16 protein-coding genes are annotated in these 22308 nt (G+C 45.3%); 14 read left to right on the forward strand and 2 right to left on the reverse strand.

All coding sequences use genetic code 11. The features are described 5' to 3' along the window. Positions 1 to 672: 672 nt before the first annotated feature. From JGK36_RS07995 to JGK36_RS08015, 5 genes are all read left to right on the forward strand, one after another. Entirely contained in the window at positions 673 to 2595 is a 1923-nt protein-coding gene (locus JGK36_RS07995) for a response regulator (RefSeq protein WP_293193126.1), read from the forward strand. Positions 2596 to 3003: 408 nt separating this feature from the next. Next, a complete protein-coding gene (locus JGK36_RS08000; RefSeq protein ID WP_293196665.1) occupies positions 3004 to 7446 on the forward strand; it encodes a PAS domain S-box protein in 4443 nt (1480 codons plus the stop codon). A gap of 133 nt (positions 7447 to 7579) precedes the next feature. After that, positions 7580 to 7966, forward strand: a complete 387-nt coding sequence (locus JGK36_RS08005; protein WP_293196666.1) for a response regulator — start codon at positions 7580 to 7582, stop codon at positions 7964 to 7966. A 113-nt stretch (positions 7967 to 8079) separates the two neighbouring features. Continuing rightward, positions 8080 to 8547 (forward strand): response regulator, encoded by a 468-nt coding sequence (locus tag JGK36_RS08010; RefSeq protein WP_293196667.1) that lies wholly within the window; start codon positions 8080 to 8082, stop codon positions 8545 to 8547. Positions 8548 to 9148: 601 nt separating this feature from the next. Continuing rightward, positions 9149 to 9403: a hypothetical protein gene (locus JGK36_RS08015; protein ID WP_293193123.1), complete on the forward strand. Its 255-nt coding sequence runs from the start codon at positions 9149 to 9151 to the stop codon at positions 9401 to 9403. A 66-nt stretch (positions 9404 to 9469) separates the two neighbouring features. Here the strand turns inward: JGK36_RS08015 and JGK36_RS08020 are convergent, their stop codons facing one another. After that, on the reverse strand, positions 9470 to 11629 hold the full coding sequence (locus tag JGK36_RS08020) for an iron uptake porin (protein WP_366516544.1): 2160 nt from the start codon (positions 11627 to 11629) through the stop codon (positions 9470 to 9472). A 335-nt stretch (positions 11630 to 11964) separates the two neighbouring features. On the opposite strand from JGK36_RS08020, the gene JGK36_RS08025 reads away from it, so the two are divergent. The 8 genes from JGK36_RS08025 (at position 11965) to JGK36_RS08060 (ending at position 19583) form a co-directional block, all read left to right on the forward strand. After that, on the forward strand, positions 11965 to 13122 hold the full coding sequence (locus JGK36_RS08025) for a glycosyltransferase (RefSeq protein ID WP_293196716.1): 1158 nt from the start codon (positions 11965 to 11967) through the stop codon (positions 13120 to 13122). A gap of 271 nt (positions 13123 to 13393) precedes the next feature. Beyond that, positions 13394 to 14125 carry a sugar transferase gene (locus JGK36_RS08030; protein ID WP_293177969.1) on the forward strand — a complete coding sequence of 244 codons (732 nt, stop codon included), beginning with the start codon at positions 13394 to 13396 and terminating at the stop codon, positions 14123 to 14125. Positions 14126 to 14352: 227 nt separating this feature from the next. Beyond that, on the forward strand, positions 14353 to 15384 hold the full coding sequence (gmd, locus tag JGK36_RS08035) for a GDP-mannose 4,6-dehydratase (protein WP_293177972.1): 1032 nt from the start codon (positions 14353 to 14355) through the stop codon (positions 15382 to 15384). Between the two features lie 538 nt (positions 15385 to 15922). Further along, positions 15923 to 16867 carry a GDP-L-fucose synthase gene (locus JGK36_RS08040; protein WP_293196668.1) on the forward strand — a complete coding sequence of 315 codons (945 nt, stop codon included), beginning with the start codon at positions 15923 to 15925 and terminating at the stop codon, positions 16865 to 16867. A 223-nt stretch (positions 16868 to 17090) separates the two neighbouring features. Next, complete coding sequence (locus tag JGK36_RS08045) at positions 17091 to 17585, forward strand: DUF4365 domain-containing protein (RefSeq protein WP_293196669.1); 495 nt, start codon at positions 17091 to 17093, stop codon at positions 17583 to 17585. Then, positions 17582 to 18124, forward strand: a complete 543-nt coding sequence (locus JGK36_RS08050; protein WP_293196670.1) for a hypothetical protein — start codon at positions 17582 to 17584, stop codon at positions 18122 to 18124. The genes JGK36_RS08045 and JGK36_RS08050 overlap by 4 nt, the downstream gene beginning before the upstream one ends. Positions 18125 to 18197: 73 nt before the next feature. Further along, positions 18198 to 19022 carry a peptidoglycan-binding protein gene (locus tag JGK36_RS08055; RefSeq protein WP_293177984.1) on the forward strand — a complete coding sequence of 275 codons (825 nt, stop codon included), beginning with the start codon at positions 18198 to 18200 and terminating at the stop codon, positions 19020 to 19022. Between the two features lie 327 nt (positions 19023 to 19349). Further along, positions 19350 to 19583, forward strand: a complete 234-nt coding sequence (locus JGK36_RS08060) for a hypothetical protein (RefSeq protein WP_293177987.1) — start codon at positions 19350 to 19352, stop codon at positions 19581 to 19583. A gap of 237 nt (positions 19584 to 19820) precedes the next feature. Here the strand turns inward: JGK36_RS08060 and JGK36_RS08065 are convergent, their stop codons facing one another. Then, positions 19821 to 20681 carry a fatty acid desaturase gene (locus tag JGK36_RS08065; protein WP_293196671.1) on the reverse strand — a complete coding sequence of 287 codons (861 nt, stop codon included), beginning with the start codon at positions 20679 to 20681 and terminating at the stop codon, positions 19821 to 19823. 186 nt (positions 20682 to 20867) lie between these two features. Here JGK36_RS08065 and JGK36_RS08070 point away from each other — a divergent pair, with 186 nt between their 5' ends. Then, entirely contained in the window at positions 20868 to 22259 is a 1392-nt protein-coding gene (locus tag JGK36_RS08070) for a TetR family transcriptional regulator (RefSeq protein WP_293196672.1), read from the forward strand. Positions 22260 to 22308 lie beyond the last annotated feature (49 nt).

Here is a 22308-nt window from a genome sequence, read left to right on the forward strand (position 1 = left end):
TGTAATTTGTTATCAGCAATTTATAATTATGAGTTAGCTCTAGGGGGATTAAATTGAAAATCTTTTATTATAGCATAGATTTTTTTTGCAAGAGGTCTAGTGAATGAATGCAATTGCTCGTCTCACCTCTGATTGTACAAATTTTCTGTAATTTACGATCGTTTTTCCTCTTGCACTGATTCCCAGACTATCTAGAAATTCATCTGCGTTAATCTGCGTCAATCTGCTTTAAATCTGCGGTTTTCGTATTACTCAAAAATTTATACAATAAGTCTAAACTACAATTAGTTAGTGCGATCGATCGCTTCTTCTGAAAAATTCGCCCTAAAAAAGAACTATTACCTATTGACTTTGCTCGACTTCCGGGGTATATTTTAGATAATGGAAGTGGTGACTTAAAATTTAATTCTGCCAATATTTCCATTATTTAATTATACTTGATTGAATGCTCGCAGTCAAGGTGTGAACCCTAAAAAAAAAAGGCAATTTTTTTTAATACAATCAATTAAAATTAATCTGACCCACAACTAATTCTCCCTTAGCATGAATAAATTATCAATAAGTCCGATCGCCCGAATATTCTAAAATTCAAACCTACGATCGAATGAGAAGAAAGACCAATGCCTTACACCACCAGCCTTGAGCGCATCGGAATTGCACCCTACAACCACAATGAACAAGTCTCCGATCAGAATTCTGCTAGTAGAAGATGATACATTACTGAGTGCGACACTGGCAAAGGTGTTGGAAGCAAATGACTACACGATCGATCGCGCCAGCGACGGACAAGCGGGCTTAGACTTGGCAACATTGATTGAGTATGACCTGATTTTGCTCGACGTGCAGGTTCCAAAACTAGATGGGATTAGTCTGTGCCGGCAACTGCGATCGCAAAACTACCGCAAACCGATCCTGTTACTGACAGCAAACGATTCAGATGCCGATGTGGTAGCAGGGTTCGACGCCGGAGCCGATGATTACATCAACAAGCCTTGCGGTACGGAAGTATTGCTAGCAAGAATCCGCACATTATTGCGGCGCTCTAAAGCAGTTTCTCCTGGGAGTTTTGCTAAAGACTCATCCACTACATTGACTTGGGGAAATCTTTGTTTAGACATGGATTCAGGGCGAGTAACCTTTGGCGAACAACTTATTTCACTGACAGCCAAAGAATACAACCTGCTGGAATTGTTTATGCGAAATCCCGATCGCATCTTCAGCCGCAGCGCCATTCTCGATCGCCTGTGGGGATTTGACGATGTACCAACCGATCGCGCCATAAACACTCATATTAAGGATATCCGAAAAAAACTCAAAGCAGGCGGCTTGACTGAAGAAATGATCGAAACAGTTTATGGCATGGGCTATCGACTCAAGCGAAGTCCCCAATCCGCACCGCTGCTTTCAAACAATTCTAGCACCAACAGCACCAACAAACAGAAATCTCGCGCTGGAGATCCGTCTGCGATTGACAAAGTGCTAGAGCGGTTTCGAGGAGTATTTCAGCAACAAATTGCCGTCTTGTCGGAAGCAAAAACCGCTATGATTGCCGGAAATTTGGAACTCGAATTATATCGAGCGGCCAAGCATGAAGCGCATAAATTAGCAGGCTCTATGGCATCCTTTGGGTATCCAGAAGGATCGAAATTAGCGCGATCGGCAGAGCATTTACTAATCTCCGTTAGCCCAGTCAACGCCTGTGGTGTTCTTCGCCCTTTCACTGCTGAAGAAATCACACGATTTTCGGAAGTAGTGACAGGATTAGAGCAGGAATTAGCCAAACCAACAGTTACGTCAACCAATTCACCAGTGCCTACCGCGGTATGTCATCGAGTGCTAGTAGTTGACGATGATACTGCTTTGACGGAATCCTTAAAAGCAGAATCCGAAACTTGGAAAATTCGGATGAAAATTGCTCCGAATGTCGCTGCTGCCCGATCGCGCTTGGCTATGTCAATGCCCGATCTGATTTTAATAGATTTAAGCTTTCCCGACACAGAAGAAGATGGATTGACGCTGCTGCGAGAACTCAACGAGCGATCGCCCAACCTGCCCGTAATTGTATTTACAGGGCGCGACAGTTTGGGCGATCGGCTAGCAGTATCTCGCCTAGGTGCCAAACAATTTTTACACAAACCTGCCACCACCGACCAAATTTTTCAAGCCATATCCCGTATCTTAACCAAAACTAAAGCCCCGCAAGCCAAAGTATTAATTGTTGACGACGATCCTGCTATTTTAGCTCACTTATCTGCACTGCTAATACCTTGGGGTTTGCACGTGATAAAATTAACCGATCCTCAAGGATTTTGGGAGGTGCTGGTTACAACTTCGCCCAACTTAGTCATACTCGATTTGGAGATGCCACAAATTAGCGGGCTAGAGTTGTGCCAGGTGGTGCGGCAGGATACGCAGTGGGGAGATTTGCCAATCTTAGTTGTAACTGCTCACACCGATGCAGATTCCCTCAGCCAAGCCTTTGTAGCCGGAGCCGATGACTTCATTACCAAACCAGTTCTAGGGCCAGAACTCGTGACACGGGTACTCAGCCGCATCAAACGCACCGCTCCGAACCTGAAGCCACGAAATACTTAAACTTACTAAAACCATTCATTCTAACATTTTTCGACTTTCTCAGTAATACCAAAATGAAAAAATCATGCAACATTATTAGTAGGGTAAACGAGTGTTGACAATTCACCAGAAATAATTGCTTGAAAGCCTCTGGGTTTGGCGTATAAATTAAAAGAAGAGCATTCATTACTCCAATCCTCGGACTGACCGGAAGAGGTTGCTGTCAACAGTCAACTGTCAACTGAATGAACTAGACTTACCTAGATGCTACAAACAAGGGGCGAATGGTTATATTTTGAAACAAATGGGGATCTCTACTTTGACCGAGACGATACACACTTTATTTCGATATTGGTTTGAATTTTCAATTTTACCAAAATTATCATAATCTGATTTTATTTATCACCACTTTCAAAAACATTAAATAGTATGGAAGACATCGACAAAACTAAAGACAAACTGATTGCTGAATTAGAGTTGTTGCGCTCAGAAGTGGCGGCTCTCCAGCAGGCCCGACGATCGCAATCCGCAACTGGGCTACCACCGACAGCATCGGCAGTGCCAACCTTAACCCTCCCGGACTCTCTGGGTTTGGCCACCCGCCCTGAAGCAACTGGCCAATACACGATTCTGTTCGTAGACGACTCAGAAGTCGATCGCGCTACCTACCGCCGATTTTTGTTGCAAGATAGCGATCGCACCTACAATATTGTCGAATTTGATAACGGTGAAGATGCGCTGCAATGGTGCCAGCACCAGATCCCAGATATTTTGCTACTAGATTACTATTTACCCGATATAGATGGGTTAGAGTTGTTGGAGGAACTGCTGCAACAGACTGGGCGAAATACGCTTCCTGCGATCGTGCTTACAGGGCAGGGAAATCTACAAATGGCCGTTGATTTACTCAAAAGCGGCGCTCAGGATTATTTACAAAAAAGCCAGATTACCCCAGAAGTTTTGCAGCGTTCCATTAGCTATGTTCTGCGACACAGCCAACTGATGAGAGAACGGGAATGGCAGCGACAGCAACAGCAAATCCTGGCTAAAACAGCACTTGCTATCCGCGATTCCCTGAAATTAGAAGATATTCTCAACACCACGGTAACAGAAATTAGAAATATTCTGCTCTGCGATCGCGTAATTATCTTTCAATTAGCCCCAGACTTGAGCGGCAGGGTTGTGGTAGAGTCAGTTGGTTCAGAAGCGAGACCAATCCTATCCACTCAGATACACGATCCTTGCCTTAGTGAAAGCTATTTTGAACGCTTCAGACAAGGCTTAGTCACCGCTAAATCAGATATTTATAGGGCACAAATTGCTCCCTGTCACCTAGAATTTCTGACAAATCTCCAAGTCAGGGCAAATTTAGTCGTGCCGATTCTCCAAGGTGAAAATCTTTGGGGTTTGCTAATTGCTCATCACTGCGTTGCGCCGCGAGAATGGCAAGCTTCAGAAATAGAATTGCTGCGACAGTTGTCTGCACAAGCTAGTATTGCCATCCAACAAGCTGATTTATTGGAACAGCTACAAACCGAACTTAGAGAGCGCAAACAAGCAGAACTAACATTAGAGGAGACTCAGGAAAAACTGCAATTGTTCATCAAATATGCTCCCGCCAGTATTGTGATGTTCGATCGCTCTATGTGTTACCTAGCCGCCAGCCAGCGATGGGTTGATGAATTTGAGATCGATGACCTAGAATCGATAATTGGGCGATCGCACTACGAGCTTTTTCCCGATCTGCCTCTTCATTTGAAACAAAGCCACCAGCGCGGTTTTGCAGGGCTTGTTCAGAAATGCGAAGAAGATAAATTAATCTATCCAGATGGATCGCAGCAATGGTTCCGGTGGGAAGTTCACCCCTGGTATCGCAGCAATGGAGATGTTGGTGGCATCATTGTCTTTTCTGACAATATTACCGATCGCAAACAAGCAGAACTAACATTAGAGGAGACTCAGGAAAAACTGCAATTGTTCATCAAATATGCTCCCGCCAGTATTGTGATGTTCGATCGCTCCATGTGTTACCTAGCCGCCAGCCAGCGATGGGTTGATGAATATCTGCTCAATGACCTAGGATCGATAATTGGGCGATCGCACTACGAGCTTTTTCCGAATATTCCAGAGGAGTGGAAGCAATTCCACCAGCGCGGTTTCGCAGGTTTCATTGAAAAATGCGATGAAGATCGGTTTGTACACTCAGATGGCTCCCTGCAATGGTTGCGGTGGGAAATTCACCCCTGGTATCGCAGCAATGGCGATGTTGGTGGCATCATTCTCTTCACTGAAGATATTACCGATCGCAAACAAGCACAAATTGCCCTCCAACAAATCAATACCGAACTCGAAAAACGGGTAACAGAAAGAACAGCCCAACTCACCGAAGTCAACGATCGTCTGTTAGTTACCTTACTCGAAAAAGACCACGCCTATCAACTCCTCACAGAACAAGCACAACTGCTCGATCTCGCCCACGATAGTATTATCACCTGGGATTTAAACTCAGTCATCACCTTTTGGAATCAGGGAGCCGAGTTGATGTATGGCTGGACAAAAGCCGAGGCCTTCGGACAAGAATCGCACAGTTTGTTCAAAACGCAATTTCCGCAGCCATTGGCAGAAATTCAAGCAGAACTGTTTGAAACAGGTTACTGGGAAGGAGAACTAATTCATTACACTAGGGACGATCGCCAAATTACTGTATCTAGCCGTTGGGTTGTGCAAAAAGATGATGCAGGTAGACCAATTAAAATCCTAGAAATTAACAGTGATGTTACCCAGCGAAAAGCAGCAGAATTAGTCTTGCAGCAATATATCCATGAAGTAGAAGACCTCTACAATAATGCTCCCTGTGGCTATCACTCCCTGGATGCCGAGGGGACAATGGTTCGGATTAATGATACAGAACTAAAGTGGTTAGGCTATACCCGGGATGAACTGCTGTATAAAATTAAGTTTTTGGATCTGCTATCACCAGATGGCAAACAAGTTTTTTATGAAAACTTTCCCAAGTTAAAACAACAAGGCTGGGTCGAAAACCTGGAGTTCGAGATGTCCACTAAAGACGGCTCAAGCCGTTGGTTTAACCTGAATGCTACCGCGATAGAAGATGCAGCAGGCAACTTTATGATGACCCGCTCAACATTGTTTGATATCAGCGATCGCAAACAGAGCCAAAGAGAGCGAGAACAAGCTGAATTAGCCTTGCGAGAGAGCGAAGAACAGCGCCGATTAGCTCTAGAACAGAAATCCCGACAAGAAAGTTTGCTCTGGACTATTACTCAAGCGATTCGCCAATCTTTAGACCTCAAGGACATTCTGAATACTACCGTCACAGAAGTCAAGCAAACATTACAAGTCGATCGCGCTGCGATTTATCGTTTCACTCCCGATTGGAGTGGAGATTTTGTGGTTGAGTCAGTCGATCCGCAGTGGGTAAAACTGGTGGAATGCAATATTCAAAAAGCTTGTGAAGATGTCTACCTGCAAGAAACTAAAGGAGGTCGCTTCCGCAATCACGAAACCTTTGCGATCGCCGATATTGACGAAGCTGGACTTCATCCCTGTCACATCCAACTCTTGCAACAATTTCAAGCCAAAGCATATTTGGCAGTTCCCATATTTTCGGGAGAATTCCTCTGGGGATTGTTAATCATCTACCAAAATACTGCACCTCGCAATTGGCAATCTTGGGAAATTGAATTACTCGAACAGATTAGCAGCCAATTGGCGATCGCCATTCAGCAATCCCAACTCTACACCCAACTTGAACTCGAATTGCAAGAACGCCAGCAAGCCACCGCCGTCATCCGAGAAGCCGAACGTCGTTGGCGATCGCTTTTGGAGAATGTGCAGTTGATTGTTGTCGGACTCGATGCGTCGGGAAATATCAACTATGTCAATCCATTTTTTGTCGGTCTCACAGGGTATACTCACGAAGAAGTTTTAGGCAAAAATTGGTTTGAAAACTTTTTGCCTAGTTCTAGTATAAAATCAACTGAAGCCGACTTCTTGCAACTCTTGACTCACAATGCTCATCCCTATTATCGAAATGTCATCTTGACCAAATCCGGCGAAGAACGATTCATTGCTTGGAACAATACAACGCTGCAAGATTCAGATGGAACCGCGATCGGCAGTATCAGCATTGGCGAAGATATCACCGAACGCAACAAAATCGAACAAATTAAGGATGAATTCATCGGCATTGTCAGCCACGAACTGCGTACTCCTCTGACAGCAATTCAAATGTCCTTAGGACTATTAAAAACTGGAATTTACGATAAAAAACCCGAAAAGTCCCGGCGCATGATCGAAATTGCCCTACTTGATACCAATCGTTTGGTAAACCTGGTGAATGATATTTTAGATTTGGAACGGCTGGAGTCCGGGCGAGCATTTCTCGATAAAACCCTTTGCAAAGCCGCAGATTTGATGCAGCAAGTAGTAGATGCCCTCCAGGCGATCGCCAATCAACACCAGATTTCATTAATTATTATCCCCACCGATGCAGAAGTCTGGGCCGCAGCAGATGCCATCCTCCAAACCTTGACAAATTTACTTAGTAATGCTCTTAAATTTTCGCCTGTCGGTGCCACCATTTACCTGAGTGCGGAAAACCAAACAGACTGCGTGCTGTTCCAAGTTCGCGATCGCGGGCGGGGCATTCCAGCCGATAAATTAGAACTCGTTTTTGGGCGATTTCAACAAGTCGATGCCTCAGATTCCCGCGAAAAAGGAGGAACCGGGTTAGGATTGCCCATCTGTCGCAGTATTATTGAGCAGCACGGTGGAAAAATCTGGGCAGAAAGTATTTTAGGTGAAGGCAGCACATTTTTCTTTACATTGCCCTTACCTGCGATCGAATAACTGTCACCTTCAATAAAGGTATGTTGTTGCGCTTCAGCGCTCTTTCATAATTTAGAGCGCTGAAGCGCAACTACGTACCTAACGCCCAGGACTCTCTAAAATCTAAAATCCCAAATCTAAAATCTCAAATCCCATGACTGACAGATTAATTTTAGTAGTTGACGATCAAGAACACCTCCGAGAATTGGTGCAAGCGTGTTTAGAAGATCTAGGCGGATGGGAAACGCTGGTAGCAGCATCGGGAGAAGAGTGTTTACAAATAGTCCAAACACAACAACCATCAGCCATTTTGCTCGATGTATCTATGCCGGGAATGGATGGATTTGCTGTGTACGATCGCCTTCAATCCGATCCCAAGACGCGATCGATTCCGGTGATTCTGCTGACAGCAAAAGTCCTGCCGAGCGATCGGGCAAAATTTGCCGAAATGGGCGTCACAGGCGTAATTGCCAAACCAATCCAACCCACCAACCTGACAGTAGAAGTGGCAGAGATTTTGGGGTGGGATGAAGAAGTTTAAGATTATTTGTCAAGTTTTGTAACGATAGTAAAATCTTTACCAATTCCTTACCGTGGTTATCTAGGCTTCCGGGATACAGCTAAAAGCTCTTAGCATAAGAGGAGACTACATGAATGCTTTTTCAGTTATTCAATGATGTCACGCAGTATCTCGAATATCAAAATCAAATGAAGGCTTTGGAAGTGGTTGCTATGACCACCAAAACAATTTTACTGATTTACAAAGAACCAAATATGCAGGAAGTAGTAAAAGCTTGTTTAACCGACTTAGGAGGTTGGAACGTGCGAGTTGCCAATTCAACCCTGGAAGGCTTGCGACAAGCAATACTCTATCAGCCCGATAGCATAATTTTGGATATTTCCACTGGCGCCATAGATGAATTCCTATTTCTCAAACAACTAAAAACACTGCCCACAACCCAAGGAATTCCGGTTGTACTGCTAACTCTCAAAGCGAAATGGGTCGATCTACAACAGAGCTTGTTCCCACAAGATAAAATAGCAGCAGTGATTGTAAATCCCCTCGATCCAGCTATGCTGTCCGTTCAGATTGCTCAGGCCTTAGGCTGGGACTTACACTAAAATCTCACATCCCTCAGTCTGAGGATCGCGAAAGAATTTACACATATTTGTGGGACGGGCGGGACGCCCATCCCACAAGAACAATAGACTTCTTGCAAAAATAGTTAGGACGGGCTAGAAGCCCATCCCACAAAAATCTTTTTTCTTGTGGGATGGGCTTCTAGCCCGTCCCAAAATTTGATTTCTAATAAAAATTGTAAGTTATTTAATTCTCATTTTTTACTAGCCGTAGGGTGTGCCGCCACTCAAAATCCCTCGCCAAAAAATCAACAAATTCATAGCGACGCACCTCTGCGCGAGCTGAGTACAAACAACTCGGACATTCACTCCACCCAACAATTAATTAGGTTTTAGCAATACTTGACAGAAAGGGAATGACTTACTGCATAAGAGTTTGGAGCTTCCCTCAACCTGCATTTTTTAACAAGTCTAACTATTTATTGTTGCGAAATATTTCAAGTTAACTCAATTCCTTAACAACCTTATTTTTTTTACCAAATCTTTACTTTTCACTTTTACAGTCATGGTGTTGGTGTTTCAAGCCAGGTTACAGCACTTTCCAACAACAGTGAAATATATCTGAGTTAAAAAAGAGGTTATTATGATAGACGACGCAAGCAGCTCAAATAAAATCCTCGGTCAAGTTAACCAGAATACAGACTGTCCCTGCTGCTCGAATCCGATGCTCCGTCACTTTCGCCAGCAACAAGTTTACTGGTTTTGTCGCGAGTGTTGGCAAGAAATGCCCGTCTACAATCTTAACCAATATTGTTCATTGCCATCTATAGCAACTCTCAATAAAGCATGGGTGCCACAGAATCTGAGTTTTTCAACCAGTTTGAAATTGGCGGCCTGAGATTTGAGATTAAAACTGCCAATCCCAAATCCCAAATCCCAAAGCCAAAAACCAAAAGGGCTGAGCCTAGAAAGTAAACGTAGTTCTCACCACCCCAATTACCAAATCAGAATTACTCTTATTGTGGTCAGGAGCAGTCAGCCAAATCACACCCGGAGTGATCGAAATATTGTCGCTCAACTTAAACTGATAGAACCCTTCAATGTGAAGAGAAGTATCCTTATCTTCCGGCAAAGTCCGATTAGTAGAACTTGTTACTCGCGGCTCCATACCTACCAGAAAGCCCGCCACATTTCCCTCTTTCAACAAATCGGGAAAAGCCACAGTAACAGCCCAGTTCCAGATTTTTTGGTCTCCGCGCTGCACAGAACCGGTAGGAGTAGCCAAGTTAGATAAAATGCGCTGGTTAGTGTAACCAGCCCAACCGCCAATTGCCAATCCAGGCCGCACTCTCCACGAAGCTTGGGCGCCGTAGGAATTGCTAGAAACTGGCAGATTATTGTCGCTGTCGATGCCGAAGGAACCGAGACGTACCGGAAAATTAGAAGCGTTGCTGCCCGTACCAGTGACGAAGTTGTAGGAATTGACGTAAGTTAAACCTAAAGCCATAGTGCTTGTCGGTTTGAAAGTCAACTGAGCCAAAGCGCCGTAAGAACCGTTGAACAAACCGTTACCCTGCGTCGGGCTTGCAGCGTTGCCGGCCAAATATCCCAAACTCAGCTCAAGTTTTTCTCCCAATTGCTGCCGCACAGCGATACCAGTACCCGCAGTCAAATAGTAAATCGGGTTGCGAGTGCCGAAGTTAGAAAGAGCACCGCTACCGCCATCTCCGTCAAAGTAAGGATTGACAGTGTTAGTAAAATCGTCAGCGGCACCGGCATTGGCTTCGAGAATTACAGTAGTGCTTTTGCCGAGGGGAAATTGGTAAAACAGCGCATCTAAACCGACTGTATTGCTAGCTGTTCCAAAAGGCCCGGCGTTAAACCGCAATTCCCCTTCAGCAGTTTTAGTATTATTAGTAGAAAACGAACCCAGATTCAAAACTTGCAGTCGAGTTCTCAGCAAGTCTTTACCAGTGAAACTCGTGTCAAAATTGAGACGAACCCTGCTGCCAAAAGCCGTGCTTCGATCGGCATCGCGGCCGTCAGCATCTTCTCCCCGGGCGATACCTGTCAATGCAAAGATTACTTCGCCGTTGAGTTTAGTCGTAGTCGAAAACTGATTTGCTTCTAATTCAGAGGTGCGCGCTTCCAAGGCATCGACGCGCCCGCGCAAAGTTGCCAATTCCGCTGCAAACTCTTCTTGCAGCTTTTGCACAGCAGCCAAATCTTCTTTTGTGGCTAAACCCCTGGTACCGCCTTTAATCAGCTCGTTGACTTTATCCAAACAGGCATTTAAACCCGCTGCAAACTCGTAGCGAGTCATCGCCCGGTTGCCGCGATAGGTGCCGTCAGGATAGCCGGCAATGCACCCGTAGCGCTCTACTAGGGATTGCAAAGCTTGGAATGCCCAATCGGTGGGCCGCACGTCGGAAAGTTGCGAAACGGAGGTTACTTGGCCGACTGCATCTTCGCTGCTGCCTTCTGCGCTGTATTGGTTGATTTGTTCTAAAACATTTGACTGCGCTGGAGGCTGGGCAATTGGAGCAGTTGATTGGGAAATCTGCTGGGGTTTTGCGGCTGCTTTGTCGGCGCTGACATTAGTTGGTACAGCGGGTTTTTCGCTGGAGTTGGCGGGCGCGACTGCGGGGATTTGCTCTGCGACAGGTTGCTCGGCATTTAAGTTGGCGGGCGCGACTGCGGGTTTGGTTTCGGTTAAGTCTGCTGCTGCAACTGCGTTGTTTTCCGGTGATGCGGCTGGTTCGGCAACTGGGGCTACCTTCGCTGCGAGATTGTTATTTTCAATAGTCTCAACAGTTAAGTTGTTAACTACTGACGCTGGTTCTGCCGTTATTGCTGATATTTCAGGCTGTGCTGCCTCGGTTGCAGCACTTGGTAATTGCAATTGATTAGCTTGAGCTGCGGCAATTTCTACAGGTTGCTCTGCTGCTAGGGCAGTTGAAGATACGACTAAACTTGCTGCTAGTACAGCGGGACTGGTTAAGAGTCCTTTCCACAAAAATTTGGACATTTTTTCCTCACACCACGTTAGTTCGATCGCCCGTTCCACACATTTTGGCGATCGCAAATCACCTACAGTATTCCGCCTAATAGTATTATTTGTCAACAATCGGCGGGAAATTTCCCGCAGAGTGCGGTTTTGCTATTTCCGATTTGACAAAAACCCCGTTGCTCCCAAAAAATATTGGTTTGAAGCACCCAAAAAAATTCTTACAAATACCCGATGCTGGTGAGTTTCGAGTCCAAAATTTTAGACTTCTGTTCAAAATCCCAGATTAATCCGTGGAGTAAATCTAAAATCTAAAATCTAAAATCTAAAATCTACAATCGAGTCGCCTGCGTAGAAACACGGTTGATGGCTTGAGGGTGCGTAAGCGATCCCTCGGTAAGACTAATATTGACAGAACTGGCGCTCACAAATCGTTCGATCGACTACATAAAGTGAAAAAACTCAAATACGCCCTAGTTCATGAATGGTTGACGCCCTTAGCTACCGGCGGTTCAGAACTCGTAGTTGCCGAAATCCTCAAATACATAGACGCTGATATCTATGCCCTGATTGACTTTGAATCGGCGAATCCCGAAAGCTATCTGTTCGGGCGACAGATTGGCACGACATTTTTGCAGAATTTCCCCAAGGCCCGCAGCGGCGTGCAAAAATATTTGCCATTTCTGCCGATCGCGATCGAACAACTAGATCTGCGAGAATACGACATCATCCTCTCATCCTCCCACGCCGTCGCCAAAGGCATCCTCAGCAGTCCAGGGCAAATGCACGTCTGCTACTGCCACACGCCCATGCGCTACGCTTGGGACTTAACTTTTGACTATTTACGCAGCAGCAAAGCCGGACGGGGCATCCCGGGCTTGCTGACGCGATATTTGTTGCACCGACTGCGGCAGTGGGATGTAATTTCTGCCAACCGCGTCGATTATTTCATCGCCAACTCCCAACACACCGCACGCCGAATTTGGCGGTGCTACCGACGGCGCGCCGAGGTGATTTATCCGCCGGTAAATATCGAGAGATTTTCCTTGATGCGGCAAAAACAAGACTTTTACGTGACAGTGTGCCGGTTGGTAAGCTACAAAAACGTAAGTGCGATCGTCCAAGCATTCAATCAACTCGGGCATACTCTCATTGTCATCGGCACCGGGCCAGAATTAGAAATGATTCGGCAAATCGCCAAACCCAACGTGCAACTACTCGGCTGGCAGCCCGCCTCCGTAGTGGAAAAGTACATGGCAGAAGCGAAAGCCTTTGTCTATGCAGCTTGCGAAGATTTTGGCATCGCTTTAGTAGAAGCTCAAGCTTGCGGGACACCAGTAATTGCCTATGCAGCAGGCGGCGCTTTGGAGACAGTGCTCGACATTCGCCAACACCCTGAGACTGGGACAGGCTTATTTTTCCCCTCCCAAACCGCAGCAGCAATAGTCGAAGCTGTCGAAGAATTTGAGCAGTTGCAAGGCAAATTTGGGCCAGAAATGGCACGCTTGCGCGCCTCCCAGTTTGCCCCGGAAGTCTTTGAGCAGCGCTATCTAGCTTTTGTGGAACACTCCTATCAGGAATTTCAATCCGGTGATTTTACTCAGACTTGATATCAATTCCGGTTGCACCGGAATCAACATTGCCCGAAATGAGGAGACGGCAGTGCCGTCTCCCTACATTAATCACCGTAGGGACACGGCACTGCCGTCTCCTCCATCATGTCTGAGTGCAACCGCCAACTGCCAACCGTCAACAGTCAACTGACAACAGTCAACTGCCCCTTTCCGCAAGAAAATTGAGTATTTGAAACATAATTCAGAGAACAAAGCGTCTTGAGGCCTTATGATCGTGACTGTGTGTGGTGTGAAGTGAAGGAGTAAGATGACTGCCGACAGCCAACTAATCTCCGGCAAGGTAATTCGAGCGATCGCAAGACGCGGTTTTGCGCCTGTCCTGCAAGGAGATAGACGCATAAGTCGTTCTCTAGAGAGACTCGACGGAGAATTTTTCAAGCGGTTATTTGACATTCTCTTTTCCTTATCGGTTCTAATCCTGTTTGCTCCGGTTTACCTGCTTTTGGCTCTCTCTATCGCCTTAAGCTCGTCCGGGCCTATCTTTTACGTACAGGAACGAGTAGGCAAAAACCGTAAAATGTTTTATTGCCTTAAATTTAGAACGATGGTGGAAAATGCGGACGACATATTGCTGGAAATCATGGAAAAATCTCCGCATTTGCGTCAAGAGTTTGAGGACAATTTCAAGCTTAAACAAGACCCTCGAATTACCTGGATTGGAAGATTTTTACGAATGACCAGTTTAGACGAGTTCCCCCAGTTTTGGAATGTATTAAAAGGAGATATGAGCGTCGTCGGGCCGAGACCTTTAGTTGAAGAAGAACTGCCGAGATACGGCCGTCACATCAACAAAATTCTCACCATCAGACCTGGAATTACAGGTTTGTGGCAAGTGTCCGGTCGCAACGACATTCCGTATCCCCGAAGAGTCCAAATTGACCTCTATTATGCCAATGACAAAAACCTTTGGATGGATATGTGGATTGTTTTCAAAACAATTGGAGTTGTGATTTTCCCCAAAAATAACGGCGCATATTAATTTTTTGTCCGCAGTCAGCCATCGGTAGTTAGTTTTGTTTGTTACTGACCACTGAGGCTGACTACTGACAGCAAGCGGCAAACTCTTTACTCAAACAAAACACTTCCTTGATGCCGATCGAAGAATTGTGAGTTAAGGTAGAGCTTGAGCATACGACGGGCAGGCAACAACAGCCTCTACCCTGAAAGTCCGAAGTGAATTAACACAGCCTGTCAAAGGAAAATCAGATGACGCAACGCAAGCGAGCGCTAATAACAGGTATTACAGGCCAAGACGGGTCCTACTTGAGCGAATTACTGTTAGAGAAAGGATACGAAGTTCACGGCATTATCCGGCGCAGTTCTAGTTTCAATACCGATCGCATTGACCATATCTATGTCGATCCTCACAGCGAGGATGCAAAGTTGTTTCTGCACTACGGCGACTTGACCGACGGCACTACTCTCCGCCGAATATTGGAACAAGTTCAGCCTGTAGAAGTTTATAACTTAGGCGCTCAATCTCACGTTAGAGTCAGTTTTGACTCACCGGAATATACGGTTGATGCCGTAGGGATGGGGGTATTGCGACTACTAGAAGCAATTCGGGACTACCAGAATCGCACAGGCATAGAAGTGCGGTTTTATCAAGCAGGTTCTTCTGAAATGTTTGGTTTGGTGCAGGAAGTTCCGCAGAAGGAAACAACTCCCTTTTATCCCAGAAGTCCCTACGCTTGTGCCAAAGTTTACGGTCACTGGCAAACAATAAATTATCGCGAATCCTACGGACTTTTTGCTTGTAACGGCATCTTGTTCAATCATGAGTCTCCGCGCCGTGGCGAAACTTTTGTAACTCGCAAAATTACTCGGGCTGTTGCCAGAATTGTCGCAGGCCAGCAGAAAAAACTTTATTTGGGCAACCTCGATTCCAAGCGGGACTGGGGCTTTGCTAAAGACTACGTGCAGGCAATGTGGCTGATGCTGCAACAAGAGAAGCCTGACGATTACGTAATTGCTACTAACGAAACCCATTCCATTAAAGAATTTCTAGATTTGGCATTTACTTACGTCAATTTAGATTGGCAAAAATATGTGGAGTTTGACGAACGTTACTTGCGTCCGGCAGAAGTCGAACTGTTGATTGGTGATTCGACTAAGGCGCGCCAGCAATTAAATTGGGAACCTTCTGTAACATTTGAGCAGTTAGTGCATTTAATGGTAGATGCTGACATGAAATCGCTCAAAAAGCAAGAACGAGGTTCTGGCAACGGATTTGATTGATCCACAAAACTAAACCGTCAGTCGATTTTAGATTTTAGATTTTAGATTTTAGATTTTAGATTTTAGATTTTGGACTTACTCCACAGATGAATCTGAAAGTTGGAACTCTTAGTCTAAAATTTTTGACACTCCCCGAATCCTGTCAGGGACTTGTATTCGTTCCCGGGTGTGGTGACTGCTAACAATTTGTATGGGTAGTGTCCCGTCTGTTACCCGATTCGCGCATCGGGGCATTACCCATACAAACAGTTCACAAGTGATGAGAGGATTGTTGTAGCTATTAGTGCGGGCATTCCAACAACCAGCTTAACCGATCGCCAAATTTTCGGCTGTGCGGGCCAACAAAAACATTAAAACGTTGAGGACTGGAAACCCATAAATCTCACGTTCAGATACAAACGGAGCAATTTTCCCCTATCTGGGACAGCTAAAACTGACTTGTTAGCGCCTGCTGTAGCGGAAAGCTTTTTTGCTAAAGTAACAAATTTAGACTGGAAATTGTCGATCGACCTTTATTGAAAATCCCGAGGATAAAATTATGACAAGCTTGGATTTAAGCAACAAACGCATCCTAGTCACGGGCGGCGCCGGTTTCCTCGGCCGTCAGGTAATCGACCAATTAGTCAAAGCAGGCGCGGATGCTGATAAAATTTCAGTTAGTCGATCGATCGACTGCGATCTTCGCATCATGGAAAACTGCAAGCGCGCCGCCAACCAACAAGACATCATCATACACTTAGCAGCCCACGTCGGTGGCATCGGTTTAAACCTCATCAAACCGGCAGAACTATTTTACGACAATTTGATGATGGGCGCGCAACTAATCCACGCAGCCTACGAAGCAGGAGTCGAAAAATTCGTCTGCGTCGGCACAATTTGCGCCTATCCCAACTTGACTCCAGTTCCTTTCAAAGAAGACGACCTCTGGAACGGCTATCCCGAAGTAACCAACGCACCCTACGGAATAGCAAAGAAAGCCTTATTAGTGCAACTACAATCCTACCGCCAGCAGTACGGATTCAACGGTATCTACTTGCTACCAGTTAATTTGTACGGCCCAGAAGATAACTTCGATCCGAAAAGTTCCCACGTCATCCCAGCATTAATTCGCAAAGTCCACGAAGCCCAAGAAAGAGGAGACAAAACACTACCAGTTTGGGGCGATGGTAGCCCCAGCCGCGAGTTTTTGTATTCCACAGATGCCGCGCGCGGGATTGTGATGGCGGCTCAATCTTACAATGAATCTGACCCGGTTAATTTGGGAACAAATAGCGAAGTTAAAATTCGCGAGTTAGTAGAAACAATTTGCGAATTGATGGGATATGAGGGAGAAATTGTTTGGGAAACAGACAAGCCGAATGGTCAGCCGCGCCGTTGTTTGGATACCCAAAGGGCTAAGGAAAGGTTTGGTTTTGTGGCTGAGGTGGAGTTTAAAGAAGGCTTGAAAAATACGATCGATTGGTATCGCAAACACGCAGTTTGAGTGTAAAACAACCCGGTTTCTTGAAGGAACCGGGTTGTTTTGCATCTTATTTATAAAACTCGGCGGTTGAAACCGCTACTACACAAACAATGTCCGCCTCCGCGGACTAAGAATAAGAAATTATATGAATCGATCGCGTCTCGGGTAGAACTCTCCTACAATAATTACTTGTGGAACACCTCTCTTGTAAAATATATTATTTTTGCAAGATGTTTATTTTGGAATGGAACTGAACCAGCAGAAAGAACTTTTCAGCAAAGCTTATGTACGTGCTGTGGCGGCAGTTGCGGGTTTCTCGATCGATCCGTTAGAGTTAGACTTCGACAGCATCGACTTACAAATCACGGCTGCCAGCGGTGACGGAAGCGTTTATTTTCCTGAGTTGAAGTTACAATTAAAATGTACTTCAAGGGACGTGATAGACGGCGACTACATCCGATATCCGCTCAAAGTCAAAAACTACAATGATTTGAGAAGAAATGCCCTAGTACCTCGAATCTTAGTTGTAGTTTTAGTACCAGAAAATCTAGAAGACTGGTTGCAGCAGTCAGAAGCGGAACTGTGTATGAGAAATTGTGCCTACTGGATGTCATTGCGGGGACAGACAGAAACACAAAATATAGCAAATGTGACTGTTTCTTTACCCCGCAGCAATCAGTTTACAGTAGAAGCTCTTAAGTCAATGATACAGCGCATTAGCGAGGGAAGTTTGCCATGAAAGTAACTGTAAGAGATAGTCACATTCTGAAAACAATTGAGCCAAATGTGTTGGAGAAATACTTACAGATAAATGGCTGGCATAAAGCTCGTCAATTTTTTGAGGGATTCATTTGGATTAAGAAAAATTCTGTGAGTCAGGAGGGGGAAGTATTGGTTTCACCTCACCAAGATTTTGATGATTTTGCAGAGGTGATGTGTCGAAACTTAAAAGCACTAGAAGTTATAGAAAATCGTTCTCAGCTAGATATTCTCAGCGATTTAATCACGGTTTTACCTAATGTTGCAATCTCGGGATGGATTAATAAAGTGTATGGGGCAGAATCTCCAGACCAAATTACTTTAATAGGATTTGTGGTGGGGAAGCTGAGAAAAATTAATCTGGAATTGCCCGAAGCAGATTATCAGTTGGCCCTCAAGGCTTATGAAGCCCGATCGCCTGTCACCTGTTTTGGTGATTTAATTAAAGAAAATGACGGTTTCGTGTTAAACAATCCGCGCGATTTTGCTCTGCTGAGTGAGGCAGAATTAATCTCATAGTTTGGGAGATGCTGGTTGTGGTACAATATCAAGCAAAAATTATTGTGCCGATCGCATTACAGGAAAACAGGTTGTGCAAACTCTAAAATTAGGTGCATCGGGTTCCGATGTTGTGAAACTTCAAAAACGCTTGCTGGAGTTAGGGTTGAATCCAGGCCCTGCTGACGGTAAGTTTGGGCCAAAAACAGAAGCATCCCTCAAACAGTTTCAAACCAATCAAAAATTTTTGGCAAACGGCATAGCGGGCCCGGAAACGCTAGCTGCTTTGTTCCCTGGGGAACCTTTGGGATCGTCACTTTTATCATACAGGGCGATCGAGCTAATCTTAGAATTCGAGGTCGGCGGCGGGCGGCTATATTACGAAAAGCTGTTGCAGCGTCCAACTTGGCCGGAAGGAGCATCGGGAATTACGATCGGCATCGGTTACGATCTAGGTTACAACACAGTAGAAGTTTTCAACCAAGATTGGCAGAAATTAGGGGATGTTGAGCAACAGCGTTTGAGTAAGTGCTGCGGGTTGACAGAGGATGCAGCAAAAGAACGTTTAGCTAGTGTTAGAGACATCATTGTTCCCTGGGAATTAGCATGGGAAGTTTTTAATGTTGTCACAGTGCCTAAATTTTACAATCTGACAAAAGAAGCATTTCCCGGTTTTGAACAATTGCCGGCAGATGTTCAAGGAGGATTGGTAAGTTTGGTGTTCAATCGCGGCACGAGTATGCAGGGAAACCGCCGCGTGGAAATGCGTGTTATTCGCGATTTAATTACGAAAAAAAATGTGAGTAAAATTCCCGAACAAATCCGCAAAATGAAACGAATTTGGCTGGGAACGAGCATTGAAAAAGGGATGAACAGACGACGGGATGCGGAAGCAGATTTAATTCAGGAAAGTGCTTAAACAGTTGACAGTTGACAGTTGACAGTTGACAGTTGACAGTTGACAGTTGACAGTCGATCTGTGGTAGGGGCGATGCCCCTGTGCCCGCCCTCTTAATTGACAGTTGACAGTTGACAGTTGACCATTCAACTACGATCGAGGCACCGCATTTGACAGTTGACACCGAGGTTTTTCAACTGTTTTGATATAATAGAAATACTTTGACTGAAATCATCCAAAATTAACATTCACAGAAAGCCCATGATTGTCGATCGTACCCAAAATTATATCTTACCTGAACAGTCAAAGTAACTGATAATTATCATGTTATCTTCCGCACAAAACCTTGTGGAACAAATCACTGATTGGGAATTTATCGAGTTGTGGGTAGATCCGATTGTTTTCCCGCCTCGGATTCTAATGTTAGTGGGTGGCAAAAATAGTAAGTGTTGTATTTACGATCCATCAGCTAATTATAAACTGCTGTTTTTAGGTTCAAGTTACGATGAGGCTCACTCGTGGCTACTGGAAGATGAATATGAGCGAGTTGATGGTAGGCTTTTAGCCTCGGAAATAGTTTGAGTGAAGAATAATTAGGGCGATCGCATATAAGTTATTAGTTATAATCCCATATTGACTACGGTCATGCTTCGCCCCTACAAACATATTTGCCAAACCCAGATGCACCCAGGACAAAAAAGTGCTTTTGATATAAGGTTATAGTAAACTAAGTCGCAATACCCAAAATCCGATCGACCCAATTGATTAAATCAACCGGGTTTATTAACTAAATTACTGTTCCTGCATCGCGACTAATAATTAAAACTTTGAACTGGCAGCAATTGGCGGTGGTAGCACAACTTTCTTCGCTAAACCCAGCACTTTTAAAATTTTAATTGCCCACCAAGTCATGTCAATTTCCCACCATTTCCATCCGGCTTTTGCTACGTTCGGATAAGCGTGATGGTTGTTGTGCCAGCCTTCTCCGTAAGTAAGAATTGCTGCCCACCAAAGGTTGCGGGAATTGTCTTGGGATTTGAATGTGCGGTAGCCTGTCATGTGGCTGGCAGAGTTGATTAACCAAGTGCTGTGCCACAGCAAAACTGCCCTGAGAAATACGCCGTAAATCACAAATGACCAGCCGCCAATTAGGTACAGCAAGATTCCTACAGGAAGTTGCAATATCAGAAAGTTGCGATCTAACCAGCGGTAAAAAGGATCTTTCGCTAAATCGGGAGCGTACTGTTTGTAAGTTTCGTAATTAAAAAACTCTTGGTGCGGATAAAATATCCACATCATGTGACTCCACCAAAAACCGCGCCGCGCGGAGTAAGGATCTTTATTATTATCTTCTGTGTAGAGGTGATGCTGGCGGTGTCCGGAAACCCAAAAAATCGGCCCGCCTTGTAATGCTAAAGCACCCATTGTGGCGATCGCATATTCTAGCCATTTAGGCACTTGCAAACTGCGGTGAGTTAACATTCGGTGATATCCCAAGCAAATGCCAATGCTGCCAAACAGCCAGTGCAGAAATATCGCTACACCTAAAGCATACCAAGAAAAAAACCAAGGGGCTAATAAAGCTAAGCCGTGTATTGCCCCAAAAAATGCCGCAGTCGTCCAGTTAAACGCGATCGGCTGTTTGCCCTCAAGGGCAGTTTCGACGGAATTACAATTCATGAAAGTCCTTAATTTTAGATAACGGCGATCTGCTGACAAAACATCGATCGGCCTTCCCTGTACACTGGTTAAAACTGACGCTTGTGAAAGCATACGATTACAGGCGGAACAGAAAGTGCAAGTTTCACTTACATCTTCAGCTTAACAGGCGTTTCCTTTTTGTGCAAGTCTTACTTGCAATTTATTATGCCCGCTCAACGGAATCCAACTCGACAGCGTTTAATCGGTGCAGCGCTAGAGTTATTTGCCTCTAGGGGAGTTACCGAAACTACGACCAAGCAAATTGCAGAATTAGCTGAAGTTAATGAGGTAACGCTATTTCGGAATTTTGGTAGCAAGCACGGCTTGCTTTTGGCCGTCATTGAAGAGGCTGCCGTATTTACTAAGTTGGGTGAAAGTTTAGTCGATCGCACAAATCAGACTAGCAGCATCCACCAAGCGCTCAAAGACTACGCTATTGCCTGTTTGGAGGCCCTGGAACGGGTTCCGGAAGTCGTGCGATCGGTGGTGGGCGAAGCGGGACAGTACCCCGCAGAAAACCGTGCGGCGCTCGGTAGAGGCTTTACGGAAGTCAACCGCTACGCAGCGGAATATTTTGCTGCTGCGATCGATCGCGAACAGTTGCACGCCCATGTGACTGCCGAAAAGCTGGCTAGTTTGCTCAACGGAATGTTGCTGGGATACGCGGTGATTGAGTTTACTAGCGAGTTTCACGAACTTTGGCAGGATCGGGAGGATTTTTTGGAGAATTTGCTCGCGCTGTTTTTGCACGGGGCTGTCTCGTCTGCCGATCGCCTCCAGTCTGAAGTTGAGTTCGATCGAGTAACCGCGAAGGCGCAAAGAGAACAACAGGAGAATGTTACTTTTCTGAGTGCGAACCGGCAGGTGGAATCTGAGATTTTGCCCGCATTTGGCGGGTTTGGCGCCAAAATTCGCGACAGCCGGGCCCAAAATCAATTTGCAGTCAAATCGGAGTTAGCAACCAAAAAAACTGCTGGCGAAAATGTGTCGGATTTGCCAGCAAATTTAGTCGCTGCCATTGTGCAGCGGGCTAAAAAGCTGGGAATGCAAGAATATGCTTTAGCATACGTTTTGTTTGGATCGGGATTGAGTGCCAATGAGATTGTTGGCTTGGGGCGATCGCACCACATTAGCGATTCTCGCCAACAACTGCTGCAAGTCACGCAAGGTTTGGGGCGGCAAGTTCCCGTAAATCAGTGGATTTTGGGCAAGCGCTACGGTTCTTATACTAACAATCCGCTAACTCAGTGGTTGAAAAGTCGCAAAGACAGCGAATCAGCTTTGTTTTTAAATCGAACTGGAAAACCGCTGTCGGAAAATGAGTTAGCCAAGTTGTGGGAAGAAATGACTGCGGGATTGGTTGGTGTTGAAGCAGAGGCGATCGCGATCGAACAAACTCAACAAACCTGGTGCGTGGAGATGTTAATGCGGGGGATGAATTTGGAAGATATGCAGATTTTGACTGGCTGGGATGCTGCTAAGTTGCAGCCTTACGCCCGCAGAGCCAGGGAAAAAACTGCTTTAGAACAAGCGATTCGTCTCGATCGCAAAGCCTAGACAAATCAAACTACCATAATAAGATTGGTTCCATCGTTCCGAATGCAAG

This window comes from Microcoleus sp. PH2017_35_SFW_U_B (assembly GCF_020737865.1).
GTDB lineage: Bacteria > Cyanobacteriota > Cyanobacteriia > Cyanobacteriales > Microcoleaceae > Microcoleus.

Coding starts and splice junctions, on each gene's coding strand:
- JGK36_RS07995 (WP_293193126.1), top strand. CDS start 673: ATGAACAAGTCTCCGATCAGAATTCTGCTAGTAGAAGATGATACATTA.
- JGK36_RS08000 (WP_293196665.1), top strand. CDS start 3,004: ATGGAAGACATCGACAAAACTAAAGACAAACTGATTGCTGAATTAGAG.
- JGK36_RS08005 (WP_293196666.1), top strand. CDS start 7,580: ATGACTGACAGATTAATTTTAGTAGTTGACGATCAAGAACACCTCCGA.
- JGK36_RS08010 (WP_293196667.1), top strand. CDS start 8,080: ATGCTTTTTCAGTTATTCAATGATGTCACGCAGTATCTCGAATATCAA.
- JGK36_RS08015 (WP_293193123.1), top strand. CDS start 9,149: ATGATAGACGACGCAAGCAGCTCAAATAAAATCCTCGGTCAAGTTAAC.
- JGK36_RS08030 (WP_293177969.1), top strand. CDS start 13,394: ATGACTGCCGACAGCCAACTAATCTCCGGCAAGGTAATTCGAGCGATC.
- gmd (WP_293177972.1), top strand. CDS start 14,353: ATGACGCAACGCAAGCGAGCGCTAATAACAGGTATTACAGGCCAAGAC.
- JGK36_RS08040 (WP_293196668.1), top strand. CDS start 15,923: ATGACAAGCTTGGATTTAAGCAACAAACGCATCCTAGTCACGGGCGGC.
- JGK36_RS08045 (WP_293196669.1), top strand. CDS start 17,091: ATGGAACTGAACCAGCAGAAAGAACTTTTCAGCAAAGCTTATGTACGT.
- JGK36_RS08050 (WP_293196670.1), top strand. CDS start 17,582: ATGAAAGTAACTGTAAGAGATAGTCACATTCTGAAAACAATTGAGCCA.
- JGK36_RS08065 (WP_293196671.1), bottom strand. CDS start 20,681: ATGAATTGTAATTCCGTCGAAACTGCCCTTGAGGGCAAACAGCCGATC.
- JGK36_RS08070 (WP_293196672.1), top strand. CDS start 20,868: ATGCCCGCTCAACGGAATCCAACTCGACAGCGTTTAATCGGTGCAGCG.